The 14,695-nt window shown below is 64.2% G+C and carries 11 protein-coding genes; 8 read left to right on the top strand and 3 right to left on the bottom strand.

Annotation, left to right across the window (positions count from 1 at the left end; translation table 11 throughout):
- Positions 1-43 precede the first annotated feature (43 nt).
- From yidC to G7Y49_RS05610, 8 genes are all read left to right on the top strand, one after another.
- Positions 44-1,930, top strand: coding sequence for a membrane protein insertase YidC (gene yidC, locus G7Y49_RS05645; RefSeq protein ID WP_241157277.1), 1,887 nt, complete (start codon positions 44-46; stop codon positions 1,928-1,930).
- Positions 1,923-4,022: an LTA synthase family protein gene (locus G7Y49_RS05640; protein ID WP_165171926.1), complete on the top strand. Its 2,100-nt coding sequence runs from the start codon at positions 1,923-1,925 to the stop codon at positions 4,020-4,022. Before yidC ends, G7Y49_RS05640 begins: the two co-directional genes overlap by 8 nt.
- A gap of 158 nt (positions 4,023-4,180) precedes the next feature.
- Positions 4,181-5,482, top strand: coding sequence for a phosphoenolpyruvate mutase (gene aepX, locus G7Y49_RS05635; RefSeq protein ID WP_165171924.1), 1,302 nt, complete (start codon positions 4,181-4,183; stop codon positions 5,480-5,482).
- Positions 5,483-5,492: 10 nt separating this feature from the next.
- Positions 5,493-6,602 carry a 2-aminoethylphosphonate aminotransferase gene (locus tag G7Y49_RS05630; RefSeq protein WP_165171922.1) on the top strand — a complete coding sequence of 370 codons (1,110 nt, stop codon included), beginning with the start codon at positions 5,493-5,495 and terminating at the stop codon, positions 6,600-6,602.
- 9 nt (positions 6,603-6,611) lie between these two features.
- Positions 6,612-7,745 (top strand): phosphonopyruvate decarboxylase, encoded by a 1,134-nt coding sequence (aepY, locus tag G7Y49_RS05625; protein ID WP_165171920.1) that lies wholly within the window; start codon positions 6,612-6,614, stop codon positions 7,743-7,745.
- Positions 7,742-8,638 carry a sugar phosphate nucleotidyltransferase gene (locus G7Y49_RS05620; RefSeq protein WP_165171918.1) on the top strand — a complete coding sequence of 299 codons (897 nt, stop codon included), beginning with the start codon at positions 7,742-7,744 and terminating at the stop codon, positions 8,636-8,638. Before aepY ends, G7Y49_RS05620 begins: the two co-directional genes overlap by 4 nt.
- A gap of 178 nt (positions 8,639-8,816) precedes the next feature.
- Positions 8,817-10,907: an N-acetylmuramoyl-L-alanine amidase gene (locus tag G7Y49_RS05615; protein WP_165171916.1), complete on the top strand. Its 2,091-nt coding sequence runs from the start codon at positions 8,817-8,819 to the stop codon at positions 10,905-10,907.
- A gap of 2 nt (positions 10,908-10,909) precedes the next feature.
- Positions 10,910-12,658, top strand: coding sequence for a hypothetical protein (locus G7Y49_RS05610; RefSeq protein WP_165171914.1), 1,749 nt, complete (start codon positions 10,910-10,912; stop codon positions 12,656-12,658).
- A gap of 9 nt (positions 12,659-12,667) precedes the next feature.
- Here G7Y49_RS05610 and G7Y49_RS05605 read toward each other — a convergent pair whose 3' ends face one another.
- From G7Y49_RS05605 to G7Y49_RS05595, 3 genes are all read right to left on the bottom strand, one after another.
- Positions 12,668-13,036 carry an Hpt domain-containing protein gene (locus G7Y49_RS05605; RefSeq protein WP_165171912.1) on the bottom strand — a complete coding sequence of 123 codons (369 nt, stop codon included), beginning with the start codon at positions 13,034-13,036 and terminating at the stop codon, positions 12,668-12,670.
- 190 nt (positions 13,037-13,226) lie between these two features.
- Positions 13,227-13,505 carry a hypothetical protein gene (locus tag G7Y49_RS05600; protein ID WP_206214569.1) on the bottom strand — a complete coding sequence of 93 codons (279 nt, stop codon included), beginning with the start codon at positions 13,503-13,505 and terminating at the stop codon, positions 13,227-13,229.
- A 2-nt stretch (positions 13,506-13,507) separates the two neighbouring features.
- On the bottom strand, positions 13,508-14,617 hold the full coding sequence (locus G7Y49_RS05595; RefSeq protein WP_165171910.1) for a hypothetical protein: 1,110 nt from the start codon (positions 14,615-14,617) through the stop codon (positions 13,508-13,510).
- Positions 14,618-14,695: the final 78 nt, after the last annotated feature.

Genomic DNA, 14,695 nt, shown 5'->3' with positions numbered 1-14,695 from the left:
GGTAAAGCGAGCCGATATGTTTTCCTTTGTGACCGACCTTCTCATGCTGGTTATGCAACCGTGCTATGACCTCACGGGCAACTGGTGGGCTGCCATTCTGATCTTCACGCTCATCACCAAGGTCATTTTGTTCCCCATGTCGCTCTGGTGCCAGTGGAACAGCATCGTCATGGTCAAGCTCATGCCCGAGCTCAACCGAATCAAGGTGAAGTACTTCGGCGACCGCGAGACGATAGGCGAGAAGCAAAGCGCGCTGTACAAGGAGAAGCACTACCACCCCATGCTCAGCTTGGTCCCCCTTGCCGTGCAGATCATCATCCTCTTCGGGCTCGTTGACGTCATACACTTCATCACGGACAACGGCGCGCCCGGCACGGAGTTCCTCGGGATGGTCCCCTCGGTGGACGGCGGCGTCTCTTGGGTGATGCCGCTTCTGGCAGGGCTGTCGGCGGTGGCCATGGGCTTTGCCCAGAACCGCATCAACCCCTTGCAGAGAGAGCAGTCCCGAGCTGAGAAGAACATGACGAACGGCCTCTCCATCGGCCTGTCCCTCTTCCTCGGCGTATTCGTTGCGGCGGGCATGTGCTTCTACTGGATCATCTCCAACCTGTCCGCCATCCTCATCCAGGCGCTGTGCAACATCGCCATCAAGCCGAGGAAGCACATCGACTACGCTGACTTGGAAGCGAGCCGCGTGGAGCTGGAGGACCTGAACTCCCTCGACGGCGGGAAGACGAAGAAGTGGTATCAGCGGGATCCCCTGGCGAAGAGGGAGAAGCAGGACTACAAGCGCTTCTTCAAGGTCATCAACAAGCACGTGGTGTTCTACTCGGAGGGGAGCGGCTTCTACAAGTACTTCGAGGGCCCGCTCACCTACCTGCTCGACCATTCTGTGGGAGACGTCCACTACGTGACGAACGACCCGAACGACCAGATATTCGAAATCGCCGAGAAGCAGCCGCGCATCAGGCCCTATTACATCGGGCAGAAGCGCGCCATCACGCTCATGATGAAGATGGACGCCGACATAGTGGTCGCGACCTTGGAGGACCTGGACAACTACTACATCAAGCGGTCGTACGTGCGGGATGACACGGAGTACGTGTTCTTCTTCCACCACATGACCTCGACCCATCTGGTTGCGCGGAGAGAAGCGCTCGACCACTATGACACCATCATGTGCGCCGGCCCCCACCAGGTCAAGGAGATCAGGCGCGCCGAGAGCCTCCGCGCGCTGCCCGAGAAGAACCTGGTCGAGTACGGCTATGCCCTGCTCGACCACGAGATCGAGTCGTTCGGGCAGCTGAAGGAGGCGAACGAGAGGCCCGTCATCCTGATCGCGCCCTCATGGCAGGAGGATTGCATCCTCGATCTGTGCATCGACCGCATGCTTGAGAGCATGCTGGGACGAGGCTGGCGAATCATAGTGCGCCCCCATCCCGAGTACACGAAGCGCTACAAGGCGCGTTGGCAGGCGCTGATCTCGCGCTACGAGAGCGTTTCCGAGGACGAGCTCTACTTCGAGAGGGACTTCTCGTCTAATCGCACGATATTCACCTCCGACATCATCATCACGGACTGGTCTTCGGTGGCGTGCGAGTTCTCGTTCTCAACCTGCAAGCCCTCGATCTTCATCGACACGCCGATGAAGGTGTGCAACCCTGACTACGAGGAGCTCGGCATGGAGCCAACCGACATCTCCTTGAGGAACCAAATCGGCATCTCCCTTGCTCCGGAGGAATGCGGCGTGCTGGGTGACAAGGTGGAGGCCATGCTCGCCGACGCCCCCCGGTGGGGTGACGAGATAAGGGCCGTCCGCGAAGGGTTCATCTACAACGTCGGGAGGAGCGGCGAGGTTGCCGGCGAGTATCTCCTCGGGCGGATTCTGGAGAAGCAGGGAGAGCGCGTGGAAGGTGGAGCTTGTGAATAAGAGGGTTTTTGCTGCGCGGACGGCGCTGGTGCTCTACGACCTCATCGCAGCTGCGCTGGTCGCATCGGTGCTCGTCGCGTCCCTGCCGGGCCCGGCCTTCGCCTACGTCGACCCCTCGGTCATGACGTACACCATCCAGGCGCTCGCGGGCGTCGCCGTCGCCTTGAGCGCGGTTCTGGGCGTGGCCCTGCGCAGGACGCGCAGGAAGCTCTTCGAGGTCCTCAACATCGACGAGAACGCGAACAAGGAGGTGGACCCCGACTGGGCGAGGGTCGGGGCCGACGGCCTGGCGCAGGCCGCGCCGGCTGCGCCTTCCGAGCGCAGGGCGAAGGCGCGTGCCCGGAAGCGCGGCGCTGGTGATTCTCTCGAAAGGGGTGACAAGCCGGCGTGGAGGCGAAGGTTCGCGCTCTCGCTCTTGGTCGTCGGCTTCTGCGGGTTCACGCTGGGGATCGTGGCTCCCTTCGAGATGGTGGCAGGAGGCAAGAAGGACCTGATGTTCTCGCTTGATGAGATATGGCTCATCATGACGGTGGTCGTCCTTCTGTGCGTATTGGCGTTGTCCTTGGCCGTCTCCCTCGTGAGGGGCAAGGCGTTCAGCTACTTGCTTGCTCTCCTGTTCGGCGGCGGGCTGTGCTGCTATCTGCAGGCCATGTTCATGAACTACGGCTTGCCGGTGGCGGATGGCAACACGGTGAACTACTGGGGCGATCATATGGGAATGGTGATCGTCTCCTCGGTCGTGTGGGTTGCGATACTCGTGCTCGTCCCTGTCCTGAGCCGAGTCAACCGGTATCGGGCGCAGGTCATCATGGGGTTCTTCAGCGCCTGCCTCATCGTGGTCCAGCTCGTCGGCGTGGCAAGCCTGTTCGTATCTCCTGACCAGGGCGATGAGAGCGGCTCTCGTGCGTTCGGCATTACCGAGGACGGCCTCTACGAGGTCTCTGCCGACGAGAACGTCATCGTCCTCGTGCTGGACTACTTTGACACGAGGCTCATGAACCAGCTTCTTCAGGAAGAGCCAGGCTTCGCCGACCAGTTCTCGGGCTTCACCTATTACGACAACAACGCAGGCGTCATGATACCTACCCCTTACGCCATCCCGTATCTCGTCACGGGCGTGCAGCCTGAGATAGGGGAGAAGGTGTCGGACTATCATCAGAGGAGATACAAGGACGCTACGTTCCTGGATGAGATTCAAGAGCAGGGATATTCGATAGGGCTCTACTCGAACAACTTCAGCCTTCAGTATCTGTCGAAAGAGGACGCGTATGACCTGGTTGCCTCCAACACGATCAACATGCACGAGGTGGAGTCCACGACGCTGAACAAGCTGGGGGTTATCTCCTCGCTGACGAAATGCGCGCTTTATCGGGACATGCCGTGGATTCTGAAATGGCGATTCTGGTTCTACACGGATGAGGTGAACCAGAAGTCTATCGAGTACGACCCAGATGGTGACCCTGAGAGCACGGTCTATGTTCTCGATGACCCCCGGTATTACGAGAGGCTCCAGAAATACGGCCTTTCCTTCGAACCCGAAGGCGAGTACAAGGGAGCGTTTCGCTTCATCCACCTCAACGGGCCTCATTTTCCCTTCAACATGGACGAGAACGGCTTGGACATCGGCATGGACAACTCGTCTATCGAGCGTCAGGCCAAGGGGTCTTTGCTCATCGTGCAAACTTACCTGCAGCAGCTCAAAGACCTCGGCGTGTACGATAACGCCACGATCGTCATCACCTCTGATCATGGGGAATGGGAAAGCTCGACCGACTTGCCCACCGACGTGTCCTCCCCGATCTTGCTCGTGAAGGACTCCGCGAAGAACGGTTGGGCTGACCGTCCTATGCAGGTTGACCATGCGCCGATGTCCCACGAGGATCTGTTCTCGGTCCTCCTCGGCTCAATGGGCGCAGAAGAGGAAGAGCCTTTCGTCGCCTCGGAAGACGAAGACCGCGTTCGGGTGATGCATATGATCGAAGCAGAGGACGGTCAGGTAACCAACCTCCTCAAGTACGAGATCACCGGCGATGTCCTCGACTTTGGCAACTGGAGGTTCACCGGCGACATCTGGCCTGTTGACGAACGGTAGGCGAGAAGTTCATTTCTTAACCGGTTCTTTACACAAATGAACAAAAGGGGTACCCTTTTGCCTTGACTTGAACGTTAACCGTGTTTTTCTGACAAGGATTTAACATAAGGATAAAACGGTAACGGAGACCGCGGGTTAGGCGCGGAAAGGAACTCGAAGTGGCGAAGACCGTTTACACCTGCTTTTGCACCGACGTGATCCACGAGGGTCACCTCAACATCATCAACCGCGCGCTCACGTACGGGGAGGTCGTCGTCGGCGTCCTCTCCGACGCCGCGATGGTCCGGTTCAACCGATTCCCGACCGTGACGTACGAGGAGCGCGTTGCGATGGCGGAGGCCATCGACGGCGTGTCCCGGGTCGTCCGGCAAGACGACGTCCTGTACGACAGGGTGATCGCCGAGCTAAAACCGGACTACGTCATCCACGGCGACAACTGGCTCGAGGGCCACATGCGCTTTCTGCGGGACGACGTGGAGAAGTGCCTCGGGGAGTACGGCGGCCAGATCATCGACGCGCCCTACACCTACAGCGATGAGGTCAGGCGCATCGACGACAAGATGCGCGAGAAGCTGATGATGCCCGAGTACCGTCGCCGCCGCCTGCGCCAGCTGCTCGAGATGCGGGGGACGGTGAAGGCCATCGAGGTCCACAGCGGGCTCACGGGCCTCATCGCGGAGAAGACGATCGTCGAGACCGAGGACGGTGGCCTCGACCAGTTCGACGCGATGTGGGTCAGCTCGCTGTGCGACTCGACCGCCAAGGGCAAGCCCGACATCGAGCTGGTGGACATGACCAGCCGCTTCAGGACCATCGAGGACGTCATGGAGGTGACCACGAAGCCCATCATCTTCGACGGCGACACGGGCGGCAAGCCCGAGCACTTCGTCTACACGGTGCGCTCCCTCGAGCGGATGGGCGTGTCGGCCGTCATCATCGAGGACAAGGTGGGCCTGAAGAAGAACTCGCTGTTCGGCAACGAGGTGAGGCAGGCGCAGGACAGCATCGAGGGGTTCTGCGCCAAGATAGCCGCCGGCAAGAAGGTCCAGCTCTCCGAGAGCTTCATGATCATCGCCCGGATCGAGAGCCTGATCTTGGAGCAGGGCATGGACGACGCCCTCAGGCGCGCGTCCGCCTACGTCGGCGCGGGCGCCGACGGGATCATGATCCACTCGCGCAAGAAGGACCCGGCCGAGATCGTCGAGTTCTGCGACCTGTTCCGCGCTGAGGACCCGATGACTCCCATCGTGGTCGTGCCGTCGTCGTTCGACTCCATCACCGAGGCGGAGCTCGCCGCGCACGGCGTCAACGTGGTCATCTACGCCAACCAGCTGACGCGCAGCGCGTTCCCGGCCATGGAGGCCACGGCCAAGGACATCCTCCGCTACCATCGCGCCAAGGAGGTCGACGACCGCCTGATGCCGATCGGCGACATCATCACCCTCATCGACGAGCTGTAGGAGGCAGGCTATGAGCGTAAGGCGAAACGTCCTTCTGAACCCGGGTCCCTCGACCACCACGGACACCGTGAAGATGGCGCAGGTCGTTCCCGACATCTGCCCGCGCGAGAAGGAGTTCGGCGAGGTCATGCGCGCCGTGTCAGCCGACCTCGTGAGGATCGTGCACGGCGAGGACGCCGGATACGCGGCGGTCTTGTTCTGCGGGAGCGGCACCGTCTGCATCGACGCGGCTATAAGCTCCCTCACCCCCGAGGGCGGCACGGTCCTGCTCGCGAACAACGGGGCCTACTCCAAGCGCGCGCGCGAGGTATGCGAGTACTACGGCCTGGACTTCGTCGACATGGACCTGCCCGTCGACAGGCCGGTGGACCCGACGCAGGTGGCTGACGCGCTGCGGAGGCACCCCGAGGCGTCGCTGGTGTACACCACCCACCACGAGACCGGCACCGGCGTGCTCAACCCGATTCGCGAGATCGGCGCGGCCGCGCACGCCGCCGGCGTGCCGCTGGTGGTCGACACCACCAGCTCGCTGGCGATGATCCCCATCGACGTGGTCGCCGACAACGTCGACGCCTGCATGGCCAGCGCCCAGAAGGGCATCCAGGGGATGACGGGGCTGTCCTTCGTCATCGCGAGGCGGTCGCTGATCGAGGCGAGCGCGGGGCATCCCAAGCGCTCGTACTACTGCAACCTCTACCGGCAGTACCGCTACTTCGAGGAGCACGGGCAGATGCACTTCACGCCGCCCGTCCAGACCGTCTACGCTGCCAGGCAGGCCCTGCGGGAGTATTTCGAGGAGGGAGAGCAGGCCAAGTACGCGCGCCACCGCGCCCTGGCCGGTCGCATCCACGCGGGGCTCGCAGAGCTCGGGCTCGAGGAGGCGATAGCCCCCGAGCACCAGAGCCAGCTGGTCGTGTCCGTCAGGTACCCCGACCATCCCGCGTGGGACTTCGGGAAGGTACACGACTACTGCTACGAGAGGGGCTACACCATCTACCCCGGGAAGATCGACGGGCAGGACACGTTCCGGCTCTGCACCCTGGGCGCGCTGGTCCCCGAGGACATCGACGGGTTCATGGGCGTGCTGTCCGAGGCGCTCGAGGCGCTCGGCGTCAGGTAGGGGGTTGACATGGAGGCGAAGATCCTCGTCGACGCGCTGGGCGCCGACTTCTACGCGGGCGTTCCCGACTCCCAGCTCAAGGCGCTGTGCGCGCACCTCATGGCGCGCTACGGCACGGACCCCGCGCACCACGTCATAGCCGCCAACGAGGGCGGCTGCGTCGGCCTCGCCGCCGGCTACCACATGGCGACGGGGAAGGTGCCGGTCGTCTACATGCAGAACTCGGGCCAAGGCAACGCGGTGAACCCGATCACGTCACTGACCAGCGCCGACGTGTACGCCATCCCGGTGATCTACGTCATCGGCTGGCGCGGCGAGCCGGGCGTGCGCGACGAGCCCCAGCACGTCCAGCAGGGCCGTGTCACGCTGGACCTGCTGGACGTGCTGGGCATCAGGTACTTCGTCCTGGGGAGGGAGACGACTGAGGGCGAGCTGCGCGCCGCGGTCGACGATCTGCGCTGTGACCTCGAGAAGAGGCAAAGCGTCGCGATCGTGGTCAGGAAGGGCGCCCTCAGCTGCGAGGACGAGGTCGAGTACGGGAACGGCTACGCGATGGCCCGCGAGCGCGTCGTGGAGCTGGTGAGCCGGGCGGCCGGCTCGGACCTCATCGTGTCCACCACGGGCAAGGCGAGCCGCGAGCTGTTCGAGGCCCGCGAGGCGCGCGGGGAGGGCCACGGCGGCGACTTCCTGGTGGTGGGGTCGATGGGGCATGCGTCGTCGATCGCCCTCGGGATCGCCGTCCAGAAGCCCGGCCGGCGCATCTGGTGCCTGGACGGCGACGGGGCGGTCCTGATGCACATGGGGGCCCTGGCGATCATCGGCGAGTGCGCCCCCTCCAACCTCGTGCACGTGGTGATGAACAACGAGGCGCATGAGAGCGTCGGGGGCATGCCCACGGCCGCCAAAGGCGTCGACCTGCCCGGCCTCGCCCGCGCGTGCGGCTACCGCGGCGCCCTGACCGCGTCGACCGAGGAGGAGCTCGCCGCCGCCCTGGAGGAGGTCCGGCTGGCCGAGGGCCCCGTCATGCTCGAGGTGAAGTGCTCTGTCGGGTCGCGCCCCGACCTCGGGCGCCCGACGACGTCACCCCTCCAGAACAAGGCAGCGTTCATGAGGCGGCTTGGCGGAACGGAGTGTGTTGCATGAGCGGGAGTCTGGAATACCGTGAGTTCAAGGTGCTTGAGGCGCTTGAGGCGGCTGAGGGGCGCGTCTTGACCCAGCGTGAGATCGCCCAGGAGGTCAAGGCCTCGGTGGGCACGGTGAACAAGACCCTGACCGATCTGGTTGAGCGCGGGTATGTGTCAGAAGGCGCCCTGACGGGCAAAGGGCGGGTGGCGCTCGAGCCGTACCGCGTCAAGCGCGCGGTCTTCGTGGCGGCGGGCTTCGGCTCGCGCCTCGTGCCCATCACGCTCAACACGCCGAAGCCGCTTGTGCGCGTGCACGGCCAGCGCATCATCGACTTGCTTCTTGACGCCGTGGTCGCGGCGGGGATCGAGGAGATCTACATCGTGCGCGGGTACTATGGCGAGCAGTTTGACCAGCTGCTGTACAAGTATCCCACGGTCAAGTTCCTCGAGAACCCCATGTACAACGAGGCCAACAACATCTCAAGCCTCATGGTGGCGAAGTACCTGCTCTCCAACGCCTACGTGATCGAGTCCGACCTGCTGCTCTCCAACCCCAAGCTGATCTCGAAGTACCAGTATCATTCGAACTACCTGGGCATCCCCATGGAGCGCAGCGATGACTGGTGCTTCAAGGTGAAGAAGGACGTGATCACCGACATCATGGTGGGCGGCGAGGACTGCTGGCAGATGGTGGGCATCTCGTATTGGAGCGAAGAGGACGGGCGGAAGCTCGTTGACGACATTCCCGCCACCTTCAACATGCCGGGAGGCAAGGAGCGCTACTGGGACGAGGTCCCGCTGCGCTACTTCTCGCAGCACTACCAAGTGCATGTGCGCGAGTGCAGCTCTGACGACATCGTGGAGATCGACACCTTCAAAGAGCTCCAAGCGCTCGACAGCGTGTACGCGTAAATGTCGCAGATTGCGTGAAAACTCAAGCGATCTCGGAAAAAATTGAGCCGATAAGCCGATGAGGTTGTATCATTGTGCAGTTACTACGCTTTTTGATTGGCTTAATGAGGCAGGCTTGATTATGCATCATATTACTCGTGAACCGCTTTCCAGGACGCTGGCAAGGAAAACCGTCTCAGTGGCCCTCTGCCTTCTGCTCGTTCTGGGCATGGCTCTTCTGCCTGCGGCGCTTGCGCCGCGTCCGGCTGAGGCGGACTCCGACGGGCTCGTTGTGGCCATCGACGTTGGGCATGGCCGTGATCCTTCGAGCGGGGCGTATGACCCGGGTGCTTCGGGGAACGGCGTCGAGGAGGCTGCGGCTAACCTGAGGATCGCACAGGCTTGCGCTGAGGAGCTGAAAGCCTACGCGGGCGTGAAGGTGGTGTTCACCTCCCAGTTCAGCTCCAGCCACGGCCTTGAGCCGCGCGTTCAATCCGGCGTCGACCAGGGCGCTGACGTCATCATCAGCTTCCACTGCAACTCGGCGAGCGCCTCCTCGGCCAACGGCAGCGAGGTCTGGGTTCCGAACGGAAGCGCGTACTTGTACAACGAGACTCATGTGGCGGGAGAGAACCTGGGGAACAGCATTCTCAGCAACTTGTCCGCCCTCGGGCTCTACAACCGCGGGACGAAGACGCGCGACTGCACGACCGGCGAGACCTATCCCTATCCGGGCGGCATCTGCGACTGGTACGGAATCAACTACTGGTCCCGCTGGAGGGGTATTCCGGGCATCATCATCGAGCACGGCTTCTTGACGAACCCCGATGACGCTGACAAGCTGGGCGACGCCTCGTGGTGCGAGAAGATAGGCGTGGCGGACGCCACGGGCATCGCTGCGTACTACGGCCTCTCGAAGGACGTGGTGGATCCGAACCTGGAGAAGACAGGCGAGGAGGTCTCCACCAAGATCGAGTCCACCTACGAGAACGATCCCGCCATCATGGGCGCGTCACGTGCGTCCGTTGAGCGCATGGTCTCCTGGTTCAACTCGAAGGGACATCCGTATCCGTCTGACACCTACAAGAAGCATGGCGCTGCGACGATCGAGGACTTCTGCACGATCGTGAGCGAGGAGGCTGCTGCTGAGGGCGTCCGCGCGGAGGTCGTGTTCGCGCAGTCCATGGTAGAGACCGGATGGCTCCAGTTTGGCAACCAGGTCAATGCTGAGCAGTGCAACTTCGGCGGGCTCGGCGCCACGGACGGCAGCGCAGCGGGCGCTAACTTCAGCGAGCACGGCGCTGACGCCGTTCGCATCGGCCTTCGTGCGCAGGTCCAGCACCTCAAGGCGTACGCCACCACGGAGTCCCTCAAGAAGGACTGCGTTGATCCGCGCTTCCATTTGGTCACCCGCGGCTGCGCTCCGAGCGTCAAGGGCCTCACGAGCAAGTGGGCAACCGACCCGACTTACGGCGACCAGCTTACGGAGAAGGTTAACGAGCTGCTCGGCGCGTCGAGCCAGGTGGCCTCCGTCAAGTTCAGCCTCGCCGACGTCCCGAGCTCCCTCGCCAAGCCGGGCGTGGCATACGTCGACGGCGTGGCGAAGCCCCTGAACGTGCAGGGCGGGTACGGGTTCGTCGACGTGGCAGGCCCCGGCGCTCACTCGGTGGTCCTCTACGAGTTCAACTCCGCCTCGTCGGATCCCCATGCGGTGTATCCGACGCACATGTACGTATGGACCGTCACCGAGAAGGGCGGCTCGTACGTGGCGAAGCGGTACTACGGCTTCAACGACCTCCTCAGGTACGCCGGCAGCTCCATCCGCATCACCGGCAAGAAGGGCATCCGCATGATAACGGGCATGGCGAGCGGGACGAAGTCTGCGCTTGCGGGCCGCGGGGTGCTCGGCTACACCGTCGTCGAGACGGGCACGCTGCTCGCTTGGAGCAACCGCGTCGAGGACGGCAGCCTCACCTTCGACACGCCGGGCGTGAGCCGGGGCAAGGCGTACGTGGCAGGCAAGCAGAACCCCGTGTTCAACAAGGCGGACGGCGTCGAGAACTACACCAACGTGCTCGTGGGCTTCTCCTCGGCGGACCAGTATGAGAAAGACATGGCCATGCGGTCCTACGCCATTCTGAAGGATTCCTCGGGCAACCAGCTCGTGGTGTACGGCGGCACCGTCCAGCGCAGCATCGGCTACATCGCGGAGCAGAACGCGGATGCGTTCAGCCCAGGTACGGCTGCCTATGATTTCGTGCACGGCATTATCGACGCTTGTAAGGGATAAACATGAAGCACGCTAAACTTCCGCAAAGCGACCTCGAAGAAGTCTCGCAATCACCTGATTCGGCGCCTGTCGGCTGGGAGGAAAACGCACAGGGTGACGGCTTGCAGCATGCGTCGACGTATGATCGGGGGAACTACTCCTATGCGTCTCGCCGTCCGAGCCGCGCCAAGTTCGTCATTGCCGGCGTGTGCGCGCTCGTCCTGGTGGGGGCGGGCGTGGCGGTCGCCGCAACCTCCCTGGGGCAGGGCGGTGCGCCGCAGGCTCCCTCCGAGCAGCCTGCCGACGAGCAGCTCGCGAAGGCGACGGAGCGGGCGTTCGTCAAAGCTGATGGCGTCCTCATCCCATCTGGCGTCGCCAAGCGCGGGGACGTCTTGGAGAACGTGGCCCCCGCAGCTGATCTGAGCGAGAAGCGCGCTGACGCATACTATCGGGCGGAGTACGACGGCAAGACGGTATACGTGGCGAAGTCTGCGGTGAGGACCTCTGCCGAGGAGGCTCCCGAGCAGTGGACCGGATACGCGACGGCTGACGCGATCATCTACGCGCGTCCTGACTTCACGGGCGATGACATCCTGACGCTCCAGCTCAACGAGGAGGTCACCGTTCTCGACGCGTTCGGCGACCTGCTCTTCGTGCGCAACGCAGACGGCTTCGAGGGCTATGTGCCCGCGGACAAGATCATGCGCGAGCCGATTGAGGAGGAGCCGGCTGCCGACTACTCCAGCGGAGGGGGCTCAACCTCCTATCAGGCCCCGAGCTCAAGCGGCGGCGGGAACTCGGGTGGCGGCTCGGGCAACTCCGGAGGGTCTTCGTCGAGCGCTCCCAGCCCGGCTCCGGCGCCTTCCGGCGGCTCTGGCTCGAGCGGCGGTGGCACGGGGGCCACGCAGGGCGATGGTGACGAGATGGCTATGCCGGTGGGCTATGTTCCTCCTGCCGACCCGTTCCTCTGGGGCGTCGGCGTCGCCTATGCTGACGAGCCGTCGAGCTCCCAGGCTGAGCAGGCTGGCGAGGGGCTGACGGCAGTGGTGCTCATGGACGACGTGCAGCTCTACGCCGGCATTCTGGATCGCGGCGACGAGGTGACGGTGAAGGTGGACGACCTCTTCGGGTTCTCCGAGGAAGGCGCGCAGGATGCCCCCGACGCCTCGTCTGACGGTGAAGCCGCCTCTGGCACGGCGTCTGACGCGCAGGAGGCGCAGCCTCAAGGCTCCGGAGAGGAAGCGGAGCTGCAGGGTGATGCGTCCGCTGAGGACTTGTGCACGGTCGTGATAAACGACCAGGAGGTTACGCTGCCCGAGAAGCTGCTGCGCCTCGAGTCTGCTGCCGCGTATGAGCCGTGGGAGGGCTATGCCCTCGAGGGCGCGCTCCTCTACGCCGACTACGGGTTGACGGGGGACGCGAGGGAGCTCGAGGTCAACGAGGCGCTCAACGTGGTCGACTCCATCGGCACGACGCTTGTCGTCGACGTTGACGGCACCGCCTTCTACATCGACGAGGTGCACGTGGGCAAGGAGCCCGTCGAGGTGGTCGAGGAGCCTCCCGCAGAGGAGCCGGCTCCTGCCCCTGTGTACTCGGCGCCTGCCAACACGGGCGGCGGCTCCGCTTCGGGCGGCGGGTCTTCGAGCAGCTCGACGCCTGCCCCGGCGCCGAGCGGGTCGGGCGGCGGCGCGGCCTCAGGGTCTGACGCCGGCCAGTCGGGCGGTTCCGCTGGTAGCGACGACAGCGCTGAGTGGACGGCGCCGAAGCTCTGACGGCGGCTCCTACAGCGCCTTGTCGCGGAGCAGCTCGAGGCCCTTCGTGGCCTGACGGTGGGCTTGCTCGAGCTGGGGGAGACGTGACTTCGCCAGCTCGGGCTCGCCGTTCTTGAGCGCGTCGGAGATGAAGGCCGCCGTGCGGTAGAGGTCGGACAGCGACAGGTTGCCCGCGACGCCCTTCAAGGTGTGCGCCTGGCGGTACGCCTCGTCGAAGTCGTCGACCTCGAGGGCGGCCACGAGGCTCGCGAAGCGCGTGTCGCTCAGGTACTTCACGGCCAAACGCTCGTAGAGCGCGGCGTTTCCGTCGTAGCGGTCGATGGCGTCGGCGTAGTCGATGCCGAAGGGGGCAAGCTTGCTGGCGAGGTCGGCGGTCATGTGAGCGTCCTTTCCGCGATATGGTTGGCTTCGGGATAGCGAGCTTCGGCTCGCTGCGTTTGTCCTAAGCGTTATTCTAACGCTGTGCGAAAAGGTCAGGGTAGGACGTCCGCATCCGTTGCCGTTTCGCTACCTGCGACGAGCTCGGCCGTTCGCGCGAAGCCGGCCGCCACGGCCGGGCGCTCGCGCGCTACCTGCCGAGGTAGCGGCGCATCATGTCGGCGCCGAAGTCCGACACGCGGTAGTAGATCCGCAGCTCGCCGTTTCCGTCGAGGTCGCAGCGCGTCTCGTCGAGCAGGCCGTTCTCCTTGGCGGTGGCGAGCGCCTCCTCGACGTCGGGGCGCGTCAGGAGCTTGTAGCTGCCGTAGTCCGCTTCAAGCGCGCGCACGACGCCCTCCGCGCAGTCCTCCGCTCCGCCCTCGAAGTGCTTGACGATGGCGTAGTACAGCGGCATCAGGTCCCTGCCCATGGCTACTCCTCCTCCTTGCTCGCGCGAAGCAGCTTCACGGGGTTGACGGCGATGCAGAAGATGCCCGCGACCATGATGAGGGCTCCTATCCATTGCGCCGGCGAGAGGGGCGGGTAGCTCTCGGGCATCCCGCCGATGCCGAGCACGCCCATGATGACCCAGATGAAGAACGGCCCCCAGAACGCGTACATGCCGTTGCACGCCATGCCGAGCGCGGTGCCGCACATGGAGTTGCCCTTGTACCAGAACGAGAACGCGGGCATGGCGAAGAAGCCGGACACCACGAAGACCAGGACGGTCGGGCTCGCGAGGGCGGCCCCTGCCAGGTCGAGCACGCTTCCCGCCTCGCCGCCCATGGCCGCGAGCAGGGGGAACATGACGAGGAGCTCGAGGATGCCCGCGGAGGCCTGGCGGATGGCTATCCCAATGCGGTAGTCGATGAGCACGGTGCCGAAGCCGGCGACGCAGCCCTCGAAGCCCCACCCGAAGGCCGCGAGGAACGCGAACAGGCAGCCCGTGAGCGCCTCGGGGCCCATGGACGCGAAGCTCGTGCCTCCGATCAGCGCGGCGGCGACCAGGCAGACGAGGATGCCCGCGACCTTGTGCGCGCTCAGGTCCTGCTTGAACAGGACGCGCCCCAGGACGGCGCCGATGGCGCAGTTCAGGGCCGCGATGGGCACGATGACGCCGGGGTTGCCCGCCGCGGTGGCCGCGTTGAGGCCGACGATGTAGGCGATGGTGGCGAAGGGCCCGCCGATCGCCGCGCAGAGCACCATGACGAGCCCGGGCTTCGTCCTCACGGTCTTGGCCAAGTCGCCGAGTTGGCGGTTCTTCGCGCAGACGGCGAGCGACCACACGCCGCTGAACAGGTCGTTGATGCCGGCGGCGAGCGCGGCGAGCGCGAACGTGACGGTGAACGCGGAAAGCGCCGGACGCCCTCCGCCCCACGGGCCGCCCGCGAACCACTCGCCCCACACGCCCTGCGTCTCCGCCAGGGTGAGGAACCCGGTGTAGAGCCCGTAGCAGATGCCCGAGGCCACGGCGAAGGCGACGCCGCGGACGAAGTACCTCCTCCTGCGCTCCTCGCGAAGTTTCCTGACGCGTTGTTCCATGCTGTGCTCGATTCTCTTGATGGCTTGCTTGCGGGTGCCGTTTGCGGGGCGCGCTCGGCTGGGGCGCTCGGCTGAGGC

The organism is Adlercreutzia sp. ZJ242 (genome assembly GCF_011038995.1).
Taxonomy (GTDB): Bacteria; Actinomycetota; Coriobacteriia; order Coriobacteriales; family Eggerthellaceae; genus CAAEEV01.
Note: the sequence above shows the minus strand (reverse complement) of the source record. Positions and strands in the feature narration are given on the sequence as shown.